Below are 14,845 nucleotides of genomic sequence, written 5' to 3' on the forward strand. Positions count from 1 at the left end.
AGGGTTTGGCTGGTCAAGAGCGAGGGACGGTTAAGTATGAATGGATTCAACGGGCTGATCTCGGCTACGCGTGAAGCGAGTCCGCACGCCCAGCCGGCGGTTCAGCAGGGCTTCCTTTCGCAGGGAGCAGCCGTCCGCATGGCGTCGGAGACGGATTTCGCGCCGCCGTGCGCGGTGTAGCCGCCGTCGACGGGGATTTCGGCACCCGTGACGAACGACACGGCGTCGGAGAGGAGGAAGACGACGAGGGGGGTGATGTCGTCGACGGTTCCGGTACGGCCGAGAGGTGTCTCGCGCACACTCACGTCCCGGAACGCCGGAGCTGCCGAGGCGGTCATCTCGGTCTCGATGAAGCCGGGGTGAATCGTGTTGACGCGGATGCCGCAGGGGCCGAGTTCCGTGCACGCGGTCCTGGACAGGCCGCGCAGGGCCCATTTGCTCGCGGTGTAGGCGACCGGGTAATGGCCGGTGAGAGCGGCGGAGGAGCCGACGTTGACGATGGAGCCGCCGGGCGGCATCAGCGGTGCGAGGTGCTGGATGCCGAGCAGGGGGCCGGTGACGTTGACGGCGTGGACGCGGCCGAAGTCGTCGGCGGTCACCTCGCCCAGGCGGGCCCGCCAGGTGATGCCCGCGTTGTTGACCAGGCCGTGGAGCTGGCCGTGGTCGCGGCGCAGCCGGGCGGCGAGCGCGGCCCACTCCGCTTCGCTGGTGACGTCGAGGCGCAGGCAGCCCGGTGCCCCGGTCACGTCGGTGGCGATGACGGTGGCGCCCGCCGCCGTCAGGGCTTCGGCTTCGGCGGCGCCTTGGCCCCTGGCCGCACCGGTGACGACCACGACCTTTCCTGCGAGCGGATTCATGGCCGCGTGGTTCATGGGCGCAGCCTGGGGCGGCTGCGGGCGGTGGGCAGCGGAACCGGATCCACACCGGGTACGACGGTGTTGGATACGGTCCCGATGCCTTCGACGGTGAGCGTGACGGTGTCACCGGGCTTCAGCGGTGGGGGAGTCTGCCTGCCTCGTACGCCCCAGAGTTCGGCGAGGCAGCCGCCGTTGCCGCAGGTGCCCGAGCCGAGGACGTCACCGGGCATGACGTAGGTGCCGCGGGAGGCGTAGGCGACCATCTCCTCGAAGGTCCAGCTCATGTTGGAGAGCAGGTCCGTGCCGACGACCTCGCCGTTGACCTCGGCGGTGAGCGCCAGGCGCAGGAAACCGTCGCTGTCGCGGTAGGTCTCCATTTCGTCGGCCGTGACGAGGAGGGGGCCGAGCGTGGTCGCGGTGTCCTTGCCCTTGCAGGGGCCGAGGCCGACCCGCATCTCGGCGGACTGGAGGTCCCGGGCCGACCAGTCGTTGAAGACGGTGTAGCCGACGATGTGGTCGCGGGCCTGCTCGGGCGTGAGGTCGCGGCCCTCGCGCCCGATGACGGCGGCGACTTCGAGCTCGAAGTCCAGGACCGACGAGCCGGGCGGCATCGGCACGTCGTCGTGGGGGCCTATGACGGCGTACGGGTTGGTGAAGTAGAAGGTGGGGGCCTCGTACCACTGGCCGGGCACGCCCTCGGCCCCGCTCACCGAGCGGCGTACACCCTCGACGTGCTCCTCGAAGGTGACGAAGTCCCGTACGGTCGGCGGCTGGAGCGGCGCGAGCAGGTCCACGTCGCTCAGCCGCGGCCCGCGCGGTACGTCAAGTGTGGTGGCGCCGGCGTCGTGCAGACGGCCGGTGCGGATCAGGCCGAGCAGGGTGTCGTGGCCGGGGACGGGGTAGAGGTGGCCGTCGTCCTCGGCGACGCCGACATGGCGACGGCCGAGGTGTTCGTACGAGGCGAAACGCATGGGGGCACTCCGGGCGGGGGCTGGGGGGAGGGGGAGGCGTCAGACCGGCGGGGCGACGAAGCAGCCGTGGTCCGGGTCGTTGAACGACTCCTTGGCGACCAGTTCGTTCATGGCGTTGGCGGTGCCCCACTGGTCGGTGACCTCGGGCTGCGAGAAGTCGTACACGTGCGGGTGCCAGGTGTCTTCGTCGAGGTCTTCGAGCTCGGTGGTGTACTCGACGGTGTTGCCGTGCGGGTCGAGGAAGTACGTGAAGGTGTTGTCGCCCGCCATGTGCCGCCCCGGCCCCCAGACCTTTTGGAACCCGGCGCGCATGACACGGCCGGAGCCGCGCATGTACTCGTCGATGCCGCGCATCTCGAAGGAGACGTGGTGCAAGGAGGTGTGCGGTCCCTGGGCAATGGCCATGGAGTGGTGCTGGTTGCTGATCCGCATGAAGTGCATGACCTCGCCCATGTGCGGCGAGCTGAGCGTGTCGGAGAGACGGAAGCCGAGGTGGCGCTCGTACCACGCGCGAGTGCGGTTCAGGTCGGGGGAGTTGAGCACCACGTGGGACAGCTTGACCGGGATGGACTCCTTCTCCTCGATCTTGCGGTGCTGCCGGACCTCGACGTCGGCGGAGACCTCGATGGTGCGCCCGTCGACGTCGAAGAAGCGGAAGCCGTAACCGCCACCGAGAGTGTCGACATTTCCCGGGCGGGAGACCAACTGGACGCCGCCCGCGAGGAGTTCCTCGGCGAGGGTGTCGACATCGGCCGGGGTGGCGGCGCCGTACGAGACGAGATCGAGGCGCTTCTCGTCGGCCTTGCGCAGCCGTACGACGTACTGCTCCGGGCTGCCCTCGGCGGCGAGGAAGGAGATCCCGGAGTCGTCGGCGACCTTGGTCAGGCCCCAGACACCCGCGTAGAAGTCGAGCTGCTTGTCGTAGTCGGGCACGGCGAGGTCGACGTGCCGCAGATGGGTGAGCAGACGGTTGCCCATGACGGTTTCCTTCGCGGTCGGGAGCATCAGGTCAGCGGGTCAGGTGGAGCAGCGTGGCCGCGTTGCCGCCGCGTACGGCGTCGAACTCGGCACCCGGCAGGTGCGCGGCACGCAGTGCGCCGAGCGGATCCTCGCTGCCCATGTCGAAGGGGAAGTCGGAGCCCAGCAGCACCCGGTCGGCGCCCGCGAGCTGGACCAGCGAGCGCAGGACGTGCGGGCTGTGCACGAGTGAGTCGAAGTACAGCCGCCGGAGATAGGTGCTGGGCGGGTGGGCGCAGGAGGCGCCCGCATCCGGGCGGGTGGACCAGGCGTGGTCGCTGCGGCCGATGTGGGTCGGAAGGTAGCCGCCGCCGTGGGCGGCCACGATGCGCAGTTCGGGGTGGCGGTCGAGGACGCCGGAGAAGATGAGGTGGGACAGCGCGACGGCGTTCTCGGTGGGCTGGCCGACGGTGTTGGACAGGTACCACTGGTCCAGCCGCTCGTCGAGCGTGCATCCGAAGGGGTGCAGGAACAGCACCGCACCGGTCTTCTCGGCCCGTGCCCACAGGGGTTCGTAGGCCGGGTCCGACAGTTCGCGGCCGGGCGCGTGACTGGAGATCTCGACTCCGAGCAGCCCCTGTTCCAGGGCATGGTCGAGTGCCTCGACGCACGCCCCGGGATGCTGCAGGGGTACGAGCCCGAGGCCGCGCAGCCGGTCGGGTGCCTGAGCGCAGTGGGCAGCGGTGGCTTCGTTGGCCAGCCGGTACACCTTCTCGGCCGTCTCCTCGTCGGCCCAGTAGTGGTAGTGCGAGGGGGACGGGCTGACCAGTTGCACGTCCACGCCCTGCATGTCCATCGTGGCGAGCCGGGCGGCGACATCGGTGAGCCGGGGAACGCGTGCGGCGACCATGGGGCCGCTGACGGCCAGCGCCGCCGGTCCGTTGCGCCGGGCGTCCAGCTTCTTGGCCTCGGCCAGAGCGGGCAGGCCCGCGACCAGCCCTTCGACGCCGGGCAGCAGGACGTGGGCGTGGACGTCGACAGTGGGTGTCGTCACGGCAGTTCCTTCAGCATCGTCATCGTGCGGCCCATCAGCCCGGGCACGTCCGCGTCGCGGACCCCGTCGAGCTGCCACTGGCCGATCTGGACCGACGCCTCGACCACGGCTCGTACGCGGGGGATGCGGCGTTCGTAGTAACGCTGGAGCAGGTCGTCGTCCCAAGCGTCCCAAGCGTCCGAAGCGTCCCAAGCGTCGGAAGCGGTGAGCAGCTCGGCGAGGACGAGCGCGTCCTCCAGGGACATGGCGGCGCCCTGGGCGATGGTGGGCGGGCAGCAGTGGGCGGCGTCACCGACGAGGACGACCCGTCCACGGTGCCAGGAGCCCTCGACCAGCATGCGGTCGAACCAGGTGTAGTTGACCTTCTCCGGGTCGGTGATGCTCGCGGCGATCGCCGGCCAGGCGCCGCCGTACCCGGACGCCAGACGGCGCATTTCGTCCGCGTACGTCTCCGGGGCGATCGAGGCCCGGTCGCGGTTCTTCTCGACGACGTACGCGTAGAGCGTGGTGTCGCTGGTCGGGCAGTAGCCGGCGATGAACACCGGGCCGCCGTAGGCGAGGTCGGTACGGGTCACTCCGGTCGGGCGCGGCGCGGCCACCCGCCAGATGGCCATGCCCGTGGGTTCGGGCTTGTCGCTGATGCCGATGGCGGCGCGGGTGGCGGAGCCCAGGCCGTCGGCGGCGACGACCAGGTCGTAGCGGCCCTCGCTGCCGTCGCTGAACCGCACCGAGACACCCGCGGAGTCCTGGCCCATGATCTCGGCGGTGGTTCCGAGACGGACCGAGGCGCCGCTCGCGCGGACGGCTTCGATGAGGATCTGCTGCAACTGAGGACGCTGCATGCCCACCGTGGCGGGCAGGTCGTCACCGCCGGCGCGGATGTCGCGGGCGACGTGAAGGACCGTACCGTCGACAGCGGTGATCCCCACGGACCCGAAGCCGAAGCCCGAGGACTTCACCTGTTCCCACACACCCAGCTCGCGCAGTACGCGCAGCGCGTTGCCCTGCAAGGTGATGCCGGAACCGGCGGTGGCGTTCCAGTCGGCCCTGGCCTCGACGAGGTCGACCGCGATGCCTGAGCGACGCAGCAGGACGGTGACGGCGTTCCCGGCTGCTCCACCGCCGATGACGAGGACGGAACGGGAACGGGGACGGGCTTGCGTATCGGTATCGGTCATGTCGGGGGTCCTCCCGCGAGGCCGCGCGGCTCGGGCGTCGGCGATGACGAAATGGATGTACGGCGGCTACTTGACCGCGACGGGGTTGACGGGCGAGCCGACCGCCCCGGTGATGGGCAGGGGCGCGGCGGTGAGCCAGAACGCGTACGCGCCGTCGTCGGCGCAGTCGCCGGCCAGCGCGTCGAGGTCCCACATCTCGCCGATGAGCAGGCCGATGTGGGGAATCACCACCTGGTGCAGGGGCTGGAAGGCATGGTCGAACTCGTTGGGCCGCACCTCGAAGCCCCAGGTGTCGGTGGCGATCGCGGCGATCTCGGTACGGTGCAGCCAGCCGGCGGTGGTGAAGGAGAGGCCGGGAGCGTGCCCGCCCGCGTAGTCGCCCCACCCTTCGCGCCGGGCGCGGCTGAGCTGCCCGGTGCGTACGACGACGATGTCGCCGCGGCCGACGGTCACACCGTGGGCGTCGGCGGTGCGCTCCAGGTGTTCCTCGGTGATGGCGAAGCCGTCGGGCAGTTCGCCGTCCTCACCCACGACACGGCCGACGTCGAGCAGCACTCCGCGTCCGGCGACGTACGGAGCCATGTGCTCAATGCCCGTGACCAGGTCGCCCTCGGAGGTGACGACCTTCTCCGCGGCCCGCCCGTTCCACGCTTTGCCGTGGTCGAAGATGTGGCCGAGGCCGTCCCACTGGGTGGAACACTGCAGCGGCATGGCGATCACGTCGTCGGCGCCGCCGATGCCGTGCGGGAAGCCCTGGTTGCCGAGAGCCGCGTCCACGCCCGTGTCGAGCATGGTGTGGACCGGGTTGGTCCGCCGACGCCAGCCCTTCTGCGGGCCGTTCATGTCGAACGCCTGGGACAGCGAGAAGCTCACGCCGCGCCGGACCAGTGCGGCGCCCTCGCGGCGCTTGGCCGCGTCCAGGAAGTTGAGGGTGCCCAGGACGTCGTCCTCGCCCCAGCGCCCCCAGTTGGAGCACGCCCGGGCTGCCTCGGCTATCTCCCCTTCGGGGTCCCGGCGGTCGGGGCTCATGACGCTTCCGCCACGCAGCGGGTGCGCTGGGCGCCGAGACCGGTGATCGAGCCGTCCATCACGTCACCGTCGCGCAGCAGCCGGCCCCAGTGCATGCCGTTGCCGGCGGGGCTGCCGGTCAGCACCAGGTCGCCGGGCAGGAGACGGGCCGACTGCGAGGCGTACGACACCACGCGGGCCACGGAGAAGATCATGTCCTTGGTGGACTCGTCCTGCATGGCCTCGCCGTTGAGCTTGAGCGTGACGCGCAGGTCGCCCGGGTCCGCGATCGATCCGGCGGGCACGATCCACGGGCCGAGCGGCGTGAAATCGGGAGCGTTCTTGCTGCGCAGCCAGTCGGTGCCGATCTGCGGCATGTCACGGCGGAAGACCGTGGCCCGGTCGGTCAGGTCGTTGGCGATCGTGTAACCCGCGACGTACTCCAGGGCCTCCTCGACCGACACCTGGTAGGCGGGCTTGGAGACGACCGCCGCCAGCTCCAGCTCCCAGTCGGGCTGATCAGCCCAGGCGGGCAGTACGACGTCGTCGTACGGACCCGTGATCGCGCTGGGAAGTCCGATGAACACGTACGGCAGGTCTTCCGCCGCACGCCGGTCCATCACCGCGGCGGCCTCCTCCCGCGCCTCCTCGACCGTGCGGGTGTCGTCCGGCGCGCGGTGTGCGACGTGCAGGTCGATCACGTGCTGCCGGTAGTTGGCGCCGGACTGGAAGACCTGCCGGGGCTCAATCGGAGCGTGTACGCGCAGACCCTCCAGTGGCTGCCATGCCTGACCCCGATCGCCGGCCAGCTCGTGCAGCCGGGGCAGGACCTCGTCCCAGCGCTCCAGCAGCGAACGGATCGTCAACTCCGGCTGAGCGAAGGCTGGGCACAGGTCGATCACCTTGCCCTCCGCAACGGCGAGCGCGGGGAAAGGGGCCTGTCCGGGAACGGAGGGAGTGCCGAGCGCGAAGGGGCCGGCGAAGGGCGCGGATATGGCTGCGGGTTTCACGGACATGTCCTCCTGTAGTGCGTGGGGACTAATCTGGACCCGCCGACCTGGATCAGGGAAATCGATTCTGTGGATAGGAAGCATCCATGCTGTTTATGCCCGACGACGTTCGCCGGCCCGCGCGGGGCCGGCAATGAACCTGGCCAGCCTCGACCTCAATCTGGTCGTCGCGCTGCGGGCGCTGCTGGAGGAGCGCAACGTCACCCGCGCCGGAAAACGGGTCGGTCTGAGCCAGCCCGCGATGAGCGCGGCCCTCGCCCGGCTGCGCCGCCACTTCGACGACGACCTGCTGGACCGGGTCGGCGGCCACTACGAGCTGACCGCCCTCGGCCAGGTGCTCCTGGACCGCACCTCCACGGCATGTGACCTGCTGGAACGGCTCTTCACCAGCCAGGCGGACTTCGACCCGGCCACCGAGTCGCGGGAGTTTTCGCTGATCGCCTCGGACTACGCGGTGGCCGTCTTCGGCGCCGAGCTCGCTCGGGTCGTGCACACCGAGGCCCCGGGAATCCGCCTTCGCTTCACACAGACGCCGCCCACCGTCGTCGACAACACCGCCACCCTCCTCAGTGCCAGCGACGGCTTGCTCATGCCGCACGGAGTCATCAGCGACATGCCGTTCAGCGATCTCTACGAGGACGCGTGGGTCTTCCTGGTCGCCGAGGGCAATCCGGAGGTCGGCGAGCGGCTCACCAAGCAGGATCTGGCCCGCCTGCCGTGGGTGACCTACCAGCGCACGTACGACGCTCCAGCCGTACGCCAGCTCGGCATGCTCGGCATCGAACCGCGGGTGGAAGTGTCCGCCGACAGCTTTCAGAGCCTGCCCTTCCTGGTCTCCGGGACCCGGCGCGTCGCGCTGGTGCAGAGCCGCCTCGCCCACCTGCTCAGCGGGGTCGCGGCCGTCCGCGTCCTGCCGCCGCCCTATGAGGCCGTCCCGCTGCGCCAAGCCCTGTGGTGGCACCCGGTGCACACCCACGACGCGGCGCACATCTGGCTCCGTGAGACCGCCGTCCGCGTGGGCGCCGGACTCAGCGACGTACCGGCGGAAACCTCCCGTCCGACGGAGGGCTGAGCGCGGAGCCCGCGGCTCAGGTGTTTTGCGTGCCGGGCGCTCGGTACTGGACTTCCCGGGCCTTGCGCAAGGCGTCCATCGTTTCGTCAACGGTCAGCAGCACCGTCGTTTCGAACGAGCTGAGTGCCCGGCCTCCCGTGATCGCCAGCGCGACCGCCGCCATGGAGACGTTGTCGGGGGCTTCCCACAAGGTGTAGCCGTCGTGCGAGCCGAAGGCGTACCAGAACCCGTGGAGCGTCCCACCGACCGACTCGACGTACTGTTGAGCGGCTCTTCCACGGTCTTCCGGATTGGCGATCAGCCTGGCCCAGGTCTCCGGTGTGTAGCTGAACCTCGTGAGATAGAGCGGCATCATCTCTCCCGTTCGCTGCTGCGTGTCACGGCCGATGTGGCGGAATCATCACGGTTTGGCTGAGACCTCGCCCTGGGATAACCGACTGCTTAGCATGGTGGCCTCCCGAGGGTGCCGTACAGGGCGACTCGCCGTGGTGTTCTCGCACGTCCCATCCGTATGGAGGGCCCATGCACACCAATGCCGTCCCCGGCAGCGTTCGCCCGGAGCGGGCGCGCGGCCATGACGTCGCCGTCGGTGGTCCGTCGGCCGCCGGCGCCGTGGAGTCCTCGCCTGTCCAGCTCTTCCACCGGGCCTGTCGGCGGCTGCTGGGACGCGGCACGGAATTCACGGACGCCGTGGTGGAGAAGATCCGCGCCGAGGTGCCGTACTACGCCGACCCGGTGCTCGCGCCGGCCGACCTGCCGCGGTCCGTGGGCACCGGCGTCCGCCACGGGCTGGAAGCCGGACTGGATCCGGGGAACTTCGTGGACGTCGAGCGGTACACCAGGGAACTGGGCATCCGACGCGCGGAAGAGGGCCGTCCGCTCGACGAGGTGATGCATGCCTACCGCGTCGCCGGCTCGGAGGTCTGGAGCGGGATCATCCGCGCGGTGGAGCGGGACGGGCTCGGTGACACGCGCCAACTGGTGCACGTGGCCGAGCTGGTGTGGAAGCACAACGACCGCGACGCCGTCCTGGTCGCCGACGCCTACCGGCAGGTCGCCAAAGGCGTCGCCAGCCGGCACGGCGAACGCGTCCGCCTGATCCTCGCCGCCTTGCTGGAGAGCCGCAACGAACCCGAGTTCACCCGGGACGCGGCGGCGATCCTCGGTCTGCCGCTGGACGGACGGTTCGCGGTCGCGGTGGTAGGAGCCACGCCGCCGTACGGCCGGCTGCCGGAGGCCGTTCCCGAGGTGCGCGGCATCCGGATCCTGCGCCACACCCGCGGGCAGCGTGCCGTGCTCGTCGCCCACCTGGGCGACCGGCCCCTGGACGCGCTCGTGTCGGGCCTGGCCGCCGGTACCGGACTCCGCATCGGTGTCAGCCCGGTCGTCCAGGGTCTGCACAGCCTGCCGCGGGCGCGTGACATGGCCGGACTCGCGCTGCGCACGTGCCGGGCCGAAGGCGAGATCGCCCGGCTCGACTCCCGCCTGCCCGACGGTCTCCTGCTCTCACGCCCCGACCTGTCCGCCGAACTGACCCTCCAGGTGCTCCAGCCCGTCTACGCCCTGGAACCCGCTGACCGGGAAACGCTGTTCGACACCCTCGGTGTCTGGATCGAGAAGGGCGGCTCCGCCGTCCAGACCGCCCGGCACATGCTCTGCCACCGCAACACCGTGCTCAACCGGCTGCGCCGCTTCGAGCAGATCACGGGCCTCGAGCTGTCCCGGCCCCGCGATCTCGTACAACTCACCCTCGCCCTCGACGCCCTGCGCCTGCTCGGGCCGGCCGCCGCACTCGGCGCCCCTGACGCATCGCGTACTCCGCCGGCCCTTTGACGACGCGTTTGCTCGTGGGCGGCGGCCGGCTGAGTGGGCATCAGCACAGTGACTCCGTAGCCGCGTTGGGCGTGGACAACAGCGCGCTCAGACCGCATCGACGGGCCTGGCAGTACGTGCTCTGGTGAGCGCGCATCGCGGGTGATCCGCCCGCGGTCCCGCCCGTCGCCGGGAGACCGTCATGGCCCAACAACATGCCCACCGGCTTCGTCATCGACCACAGCCGCACCGCCCAGGCAAGTCCTTAGCGGTGGTCAATGGGCTGACCTTCGGCGTACATCTGCTGCTCGCCCTCGCCGCCGCCGAGTTCATGGCCACCCGTACCTGGGGAGAGACGAGCATCGGCATGCTGGCACTCCTCGTCCAGGCTTCGCTCCTGCTGCGGACGGCCGCGCGGTACGACCGCCATGCCGATGTGGAGCACTGATGACGACCGCCGAGGTTTTGTTCGCCGGGTGGCAGCCTCCTGCCTGCTGCCGGCGCTGGTGTACTCGCTCTTCTGGAGCGGCTACACCCGTACCGGACTCCTCTGCACGCTGTACGGAGGCCTGTGCTGCGGCGTCGTGGGAAAGCGGCGGCTGCCGGCGGTCGCCGACCGTCTGGTGGTCCCACGGTGACGCCTCATCCACGGGGCGGATGAAGCTGATCCGGGATATCGATGGGGCGGGGGCTATGCGGGGCTTCCGGCCTGGCTCATAGTCGTGGCAGTTCCCCACGCGAGGCGTGGCGTAACCCTGGCCGTGACGCGGCCTGTTCCCCCCTGCCAGCGCCAAGTGGAGCTTCCGCATGCCCGCATCTGATTCCCCCTCCGCAGCGCACCGGTTGCGCGTAACACTGCTGATGGCCGGCAGCTGTCTGCCGATTCTGGGCGCTGTCCTGATCGCTCCGGTGCTGCCGAGGATGCAGGACCACTTCGACGGCGTGGCCGGTGCGAAGGTGCTGGTTCCCGTCGCGCTGACGATCCCGGCCCTCGCACTCGCCCTGCTCGCCCCGTTTGCCGGGGTGATCGTGGACCGGCTCGGCCGCAAACGGCTGCTGGTCGTCGCGACCGTGCTCTACGCCGTCTTCGGCACCGCCCCGCTGTGGCTGGATTCCCTCGGCGCGATCGTGGCGAGCCGCGCGCTGGTCGGCGTCGTCGAGGCGGCGATCATGACCTGCTGCACCACGCTGATCGGCGACTACTACAGCGGCCGCGTACGCGATCGCTACCTCGCTCTGCAGACGATGTGTTCCTCGGCCTCCGCGACGGTCTTCTTCGTACTCGGTGGAGTGGCGGGTTCGGCAGGCTGGCGGGCCCCGTTCTGGATCTACGCCGTCAGCCTGCTGATCGCTCCCGCCATGGCCGCCTTCCTCCCGAGGCCCCGGTCCGGCGGCGCGACCGCCTCCGACGCCGGTGCGGCGCAGCCGCGGACGCCCTTCCCCGTGCGGCGGCTGGCCGGGATCTGCGGGCTGACCGTGTTCGGCGCCATGGTGTTCTACACCGTTCCGGTCGAAATGGCGTACCTGATGGACGACTTGGGCGTCGACTCGACCGGCGCCATAGGTCTGGCCACCGCGATCGCCAGCGCCGCCACCGTCGCCGGCTCCATCGCCTTCACCAAGTTCTCCGGCACACCGGCACGCAGGCTCCCCGCCGTATTCGCGCTGTGCGCGGCCGGATTCGTGGTGATGGCCCTCGCCGACAACCCCACGGTCCTGGTCGCCGGGGCGGTCCTCAACTGCTTCGGTACGGGCGTCCTCCTGCCCTCCCTTCTCACCCTGGCGATGTCCCGGCTCGACTACGCGGACCGAGGCCGGGGCACCGGACTGTGGCTGGCGGCATTCTTCGGGGGCGCGTTCGTGTGCCCGCTCGTACTGCTGGCGCTGGAAGGCGTCGTAGGCAGCCTGGCCGCGGCCGTCGGCCTCCTCGGCCTCGCGTCCGCGCTGGTGGGCGGCGCGCTGCTGCTCTTCGCGCGTCGCGGGGCGGCGGTCGCGGTGGGAGCCCCGCAGGAATAGCAGGTCACTCACGCAGGTCATCCATCAAAACAAGGAGCGTTCGCGCTGTGTGTGATGTCGTCGCCCGGGTTCTCGGCCAAGGGGCTTCCCTGCCCGAGTCCAGCCGCCGCAGGTTCCTCCAGGCACTCGGAGCCACCACCGTCGGCGGGCTGGCGGCGGCAGGGGCCGGGGCGCAACCAGCCGCCGCACTGACCGCGAAGCGCCCCGGAGCCTCCGGGCACCGGACCAGGCTCGTGCTCCTGGGGACAGCGGGCGGGCCGGCCTGGCTCGACGGTGACCGGTGCGGCACCTCCAGCGCCCTGGTCCACCGGGACCGGGTCTACCTCGTGGATCTGGGGGCGGGGGCTCAGCAACGCCTGGTGGCGAGCGGTCTCGGCGTACGCAGCGGCCTCGGTTCCTCCCTGTCGGCCGTACGGGCCATCTTCCTGACCCACCTGCACAGCGACCACGTCACCGACTGGCCCGCTCTCTACGCGACGGCACCCATGAACACCGTGGGGCGCACACTGCCCGCCATCGAGGTGTTCGGCCCGGGGGACCGGGGCACCCTGCCGCGGCTGTTCCCGGCGGGCAGGCCGGCGCCACCGGTCTTCAGCCCGGACGACCCCACGCCTGGGATCGCCGGCATGACGGGATATCTGCGGCAGGCGTTCGGACACGACTTCAACGACCGGGCGAGGGACAGCAATTTCACGAGTCCGGACGCCCTGTTCTCCGTACACGACATCGACCTGTCCGGTACGTGGAACATCGATCCCGAGGGCAAGCCGCCGCGGCTCACATCTCCCCTCCCGGTCTGGGAGGACGGTGATGTCCGGGTGACGGCCACTCTGGTCGACCACCACCCCACCGCGCCCGCCTTCGCCTACCGCTTCGACACCCCGGACGGTTCCGTCGTCTTCTCCGGGGACACCGGCGTCAGCGAGAACCTCATCGACCTGGCCCGCGGCGCCGACTACCTCGTGCACGAGGTCATCGACCCGGAGTTCGTCGACCGCCTCGTCGGTACGCTGCCGCCGGAGACCGGCGGTCCGCTGCGCGAGCACCTGCTCGCGGCCCACACCACCATCGAGCAAGTGGGCCGCGACGTGGCGGAGCCGGCCGGAGTCAAGAACCTCGTACTGAACCACCTGGTCCCCGGCAACAATCCGGCCGAACGCTGGAGGGCCGCGCAGCGCGGCTACTCCGGCCGGATCGTCGTCGGCGAGGACCTGCTCCAGCTCCCGGTGGGCCGGCCTCATTGACCGGCAATCTCAGCCTTCCGTTGACGTACGCCGACGTACGCCGACCGCGGCGAGGACGGCGCCGGCCACGCACAGCACGCCGGTGACGAGCGCCGCGGTGTGCACACCGTTGATGAACGCCTGGCCGCTGCCTTCGATCACCGCCGCCCCGATCTGCGCCGGCATGTCACCGGAGACGGGTGAAACGCCCATCGCCACCGCGTCCTTGGCTTCGTGCAGTCCCTGTGCCATCGGCGCCGGCACCCCGGCGGAGGTGAGCTCGCCGGTCAGGGTCGAGCCGACCCGGCTGCTGATCAGCGACACGAGCACGGAGGTGCCGAGCGCTCCGCCGATCTGCAGCGCGGTGGCCTGGAGCCCGCCCGCCACACCGGCGTCCTTGACGGGGGAGTTGCCCACGATGGCGTCGGAGGAGGCGGCCATCACCATGCCGACGCCGAGGCCGAGCGCGACGAAGGGGGGCCACATCGCGGCGTACGGCGAATGCACGCCCCACGCGAGCATCCCGAAGGCGGCGCCCGCCTGCAGCACCATGCCCAGCGGCATGGACAGCCGCGCGCCGAACTCCTCGGTGAGCTTCGCGCCGAGGGGTGAGGCGACGACGGACGCCAGGCTGAGCGGCAGGGTGCGCACGCCGGCCTCGACGGGCGTGAAACCGCGGACGTTCTGCAGGTAGAGCATGACGAAGAAGATCACGCCGAGCAGGACGAAGAAGTTGACCGCGGTGATGATCGTGCCGATGGTCAGCGCCGGGCTGCTGAACAGCCGCATCGGCAACAGCGGGTGCTCGACGCGCGTCTCGTACCAGCCGAACAGCAGCAGGAGGAGAAGCCCGGCGGTGAGGGTGCCCAGGGTGGTGCCCGAACTCCAGCCCCACGTCTCGCCCTTGACCACGCCGAACACCACGACGAGCAGCCCGAGTGCCAGCAGGACGACACCGGGGACGTCGAAGCGGTGGCGGTCACCGGTGGAATTCTTGCTCTGCGGCAGCACCGTCGCGCTGAAGACGAGCGCGACGACACCGATCGGCGCGTTGATGTAGAAGACCGACTCCCAGTTGACGTGCTCGACGAGCAGCCCGCCGACGATGGGGCCGAGCGCGGTGGACACGGATGACACCATCGCCCAGATGCCCACCGCCATGCCGAACTTCTTCGGCGGGAACACCGCGCGCAGCAGTCCGAGCGTGTTGGGCATCAGGAGCGCGCCGAAGAAGCCCTGCGCGGCGCGGAACGCGATGACGCCCTCGATCGATCCGGCCAGGCCGATGGCGACCGACGCGAGGGTGAAGCCGGCGACGCCGACCAGGTAGAACGTGCGCCGGCCGAAGCGGTCGCCGAGCTTCCCGCCGAGGATGAGTGCGGCGGCCAGGGCCAGCAGGTAGGAGTTGGTGACCCATTGCAGGTCGGCGGTGGACGCGTTCAGGTCCCGGCCGATCTCCGGGTTGGCGATGGCGACGACGGAGCCGTCCAGGCCGACCATGAACAGGCCGAAGGCGACGGCGGCGAGCGTCAGCCAGGGCTTGCCACGGCGGCCGGCCGGAGCGTCGGGTGGGCTGTGTGCGGGCAGGGGTGAGCGATCCACGACGGTGGAGGGCATGGAGGTGCCTTGCTTCCTCGTAAAGATGGGGATGTACGGCTGCGCAGCGGCTGCGGCTGCGCGAGCACGC

At 70.4% G+C, this 14,845-nt stretch carries 15 protein-coding genes; 6 read left to right on the forward strand and 9 right to left on the reverse strand.

Annotation, left to right across the window (positions count from 1 at the left end; genetic code table 11):
- Window positions 1-101: 101 nt before the first annotated feature.
- The 7 genes from ABZX79_RS04410 to ABZX79_RS04440 form a co-directional block, all read right to left on the reverse strand.
- Window positions 102-872, reverse strand: a complete 771-nt coding sequence (locus tag ABZX79_RS04410) for an SDR family oxidoreductase (protein ID WP_355251413.1) — start codon at window positions 870-872, stop codon at window positions 102-104.
- A complete protein-coding gene (locus tag ABZX79_RS04415) occupies window positions 869-1,828 on the reverse strand; it encodes a fumarylacetoacetate hydrolase family protein (RefSeq protein ID WP_355251416.1) in 960 nt (319 codons plus the stop codon). Before ABZX79_RS04415 ends, ABZX79_RS04410 begins: the two co-directional genes overlap by 4 nt.
- 39 nt (window positions 1,829-1,867) lie before the next feature.
- The gene (locus tag ABZX79_RS04420; RefSeq protein ID WP_355251418.1) at window positions 1,868-2,806 is read right to left on the reverse strand and encodes a VOC family protein; all 939 of its coding nucleotides are present in this window, start codon (window positions 2,804-2,806) and stop codon (window positions 1,868-1,870) included.
- Between the two features lie 31 nt (window positions 2,807-2,837).
- Entirely contained in the window at window positions 2,838-3,839 is a 1,002-nt protein-coding gene (locus ABZX79_RS04425; protein ID WP_355251421.1) for an amidohydrolase family protein, read from the reverse strand.
- Entirely contained in the window at window positions 3,836-5,017 is a 1,182-nt protein-coding gene (locus tag ABZX79_RS04430; RefSeq protein ID WP_355251424.1) for an FAD-dependent oxidoreductase, read from the reverse strand. The genes ABZX79_RS04425 and ABZX79_RS04430 overlap by 4 nt, the downstream gene beginning before the upstream one ends.
- 66 nt (window positions 5,018-5,083) lie before the next feature.
- Entirely contained in the window at window positions 5,084-6,046 is a 963-nt protein-coding gene (locus ABZX79_RS04435; RefSeq protein ID WP_355251426.1) for a cyclase family protein, read from the reverse strand.
- On the reverse strand, window positions 6,043-7,041 hold the full coding sequence (locus tag ABZX79_RS04440) for a fumarylacetoacetate hydrolase family protein (protein ID WP_355251428.1): 999 nt from the start codon (window positions 7,039-7,041) through the stop codon (window positions 6,043-6,045). Before ABZX79_RS04440 ends, ABZX79_RS04435 begins: the two co-directional genes overlap by 4 nt.
- 127 nt (window positions 7,042-7,168) lie before the next feature.
- On the opposite strand from ABZX79_RS04440, the gene ABZX79_RS04445 reads away from it, so the two are divergent.
- Window positions 7,169-8,107 (forward strand): LysR family transcriptional regulator, encoded by a 939-nt coding sequence (locus ABZX79_RS04445; RefSeq protein WP_355251431.1) that lies wholly within the window; start codon window positions 7,169-7,171, stop codon window positions 8,105-8,107.
- Window positions 8,108-8,123: 16 nt separating this feature from the next.
- Here the strand turns inward: ABZX79_RS04445 and ABZX79_RS04450 are convergent, their stop codons facing one another.
- A complete protein-coding gene (locus tag ABZX79_RS04450; RefSeq protein WP_355251433.1) occupies window positions 8,124-8,459 on the reverse strand; it encodes a GYD domain-containing protein in 336 nt (111 codons plus the stop codon).
- 170 nt (window positions 8,460-8,629) lie between these two features.
- On the opposite strand from ABZX79_RS04450, the gene ABZX79_RS04455 reads away from it, so the two are divergent.
- The 5 genes from ABZX79_RS04455 (at window position 8,630) to ABZX79_RS04475 (ending at window position 13,179) form a co-directional block, all read left to right on the forward strand.
- On the forward strand, window positions 8,630-9,940 hold the full coding sequence (locus ABZX79_RS04455; protein WP_355251436.1) for a helix-turn-helix domain-containing protein: 1,311 nt from the start codon (window positions 8,630-8,632) through the stop codon (window positions 9,938-9,940).
- A 181-nt stretch (window positions 9,941-10,121) separates the two neighbouring features.
- The gene (locus ABZX79_RS04460; protein WP_355251439.1) at window positions 10,122-10,367 is read left to right on the forward strand and encodes a hypothetical protein; all 246 of its coding nucleotides are present in this window, start codon (window positions 10,122-10,124) and stop codon (window positions 10,365-10,367) included.
- Between the two features lie 28 nt (window positions 10,368-10,395).
- Complete coding sequence (locus tag ABZX79_RS04465) at window positions 10,396-10,557, forward strand: hypothetical protein (protein WP_355252034.1); 162 nt, start codon at window positions 10,396-10,398, stop codon at window positions 10,555-10,557.
- Window positions 10,558-10,726: 169 nt separating this feature from the next.
- Window positions 10,727-11,935 (forward strand): MFS transporter, encoded by a 1,209-nt coding sequence (locus ABZX79_RS04470; protein ID WP_355251442.1) that lies wholly within the window; start codon window positions 10,727-10,729, stop codon window positions 11,933-11,935.
- A gap of 47 nt (window positions 11,936-11,982) precedes the next feature.
- On the forward strand, window positions 11,983-13,179 hold the full coding sequence (locus ABZX79_RS04475) for an MBL fold metallo-hydrolase (RefSeq protein ID WP_355251445.1): 1,197 nt from the start codon (window positions 11,983-11,985) through the stop codon (window positions 13,177-13,179).
- A 9-nt stretch (window positions 13,180-13,188) separates the two neighbouring features.
- On the opposite strand, the gene ABZX79_RS04480 is transcribed toward ABZX79_RS04475, so the two are convergent.
- Entirely contained in the window at window positions 13,189-14,775 is a 1,587-nt protein-coding gene (locus tag ABZX79_RS04480; RefSeq protein ID WP_355251448.1) for an MFS transporter, read from the reverse strand.
- Window positions 14,776-14,845: the final 70 nt, after the last annotated feature.

Origin of the sequence: Streptomyces sp. NPDC002994 (genome assembly GCF_040611155.1) — a bacterium.
In the GTDB taxonomy this organism is placed as follows: domain Bacteria; phylum Actinomycetota; class Actinomycetes; order Streptomycetales; family Streptomycetaceae; genus Streptomyces.

Bases quoted from the DNA above. Each gene is read 5' to 3' on its own strand.
- ABZX79_RS04410 (WP_355251413.1), bottom strand. From the start codon at position 872: ATGAACCACGCGGCCATGAATCCGCTCGCAGGAAAGGTCGTGGTCGTC.
- ABZX79_RS04415 (WP_355251416.1), bottom strand. From the start codon at position 1,828: ATGCGTTTCGCCTCGTACGAACACCTCGGCCGTCGCCATGTCGGCGTC.
- ABZX79_RS04420 (WP_355251418.1), bottom strand. From the start codon at position 2,806: ATGGGCAACCGTCTGCTCACCCATCTGCGGCACGTCGACCTCGCCGTG.
- ABZX79_RS04430 (WP_355251424.1), bottom strand. From the start codon at position 5,017: ATGACCGATACCGATACGCAAGCCCGTCCCCGTTCCCGTTCCGTCCTC.
- ABZX79_RS04435 (WP_355251426.1), bottom strand. From the start codon at position 6,046: ATGAGCCCCGACCGCCGGGACCCCGAAGGGGAGATAGCCGAGGCAGCC.
- ABZX79_RS04440 (WP_355251428.1), bottom strand. From the start codon at position 7,041: ATGTCCGTGAAACCCGCAGCCATATCCGCGCCCTTCGCCGGCCCCTTC.
- ABZX79_RS04445 (WP_355251431.1), top strand. From the start codon at position 7,169: ATGAACCTGGCCAGCCTCGACCTCAATCTGGTCGTCGCGCTGCGGGCG.
- ABZX79_RS04450 (WP_355251433.1), bottom strand. From the start codon at position 8,459: ATGCCGCTCTATCTCACGAGGTTCAGCTACACACCGGAGACCTGGGCC.
- ABZX79_RS04455 (WP_355251436.1), top strand. From the start codon at position 8,630: ATGCACACCAATGCCGTCCCCGGCAGCGTTCGCCCGGAGCGGGCGCGC.
- ABZX79_RS04460 (WP_355251439.1), top strand. From the start codon at position 10,122: ATGGCCCAACAACATGCCCACCGGCTTCGTCATCGACCACAGCCGCAC.
- ABZX79_RS04470 (WP_355251442.1), top strand. From the start codon at position 10,727: ATGCCCGCATCTGATTCCCCCTCCGCAGCGCACCGGTTGCGCGTAACA.
- ABZX79_RS04480 (WP_355251448.1), bottom strand. From the start codon at position 14,775: ATGCCCTCCACCGTCGTGGATCGCTCACCCCTGCCCGCACACAGCCCA.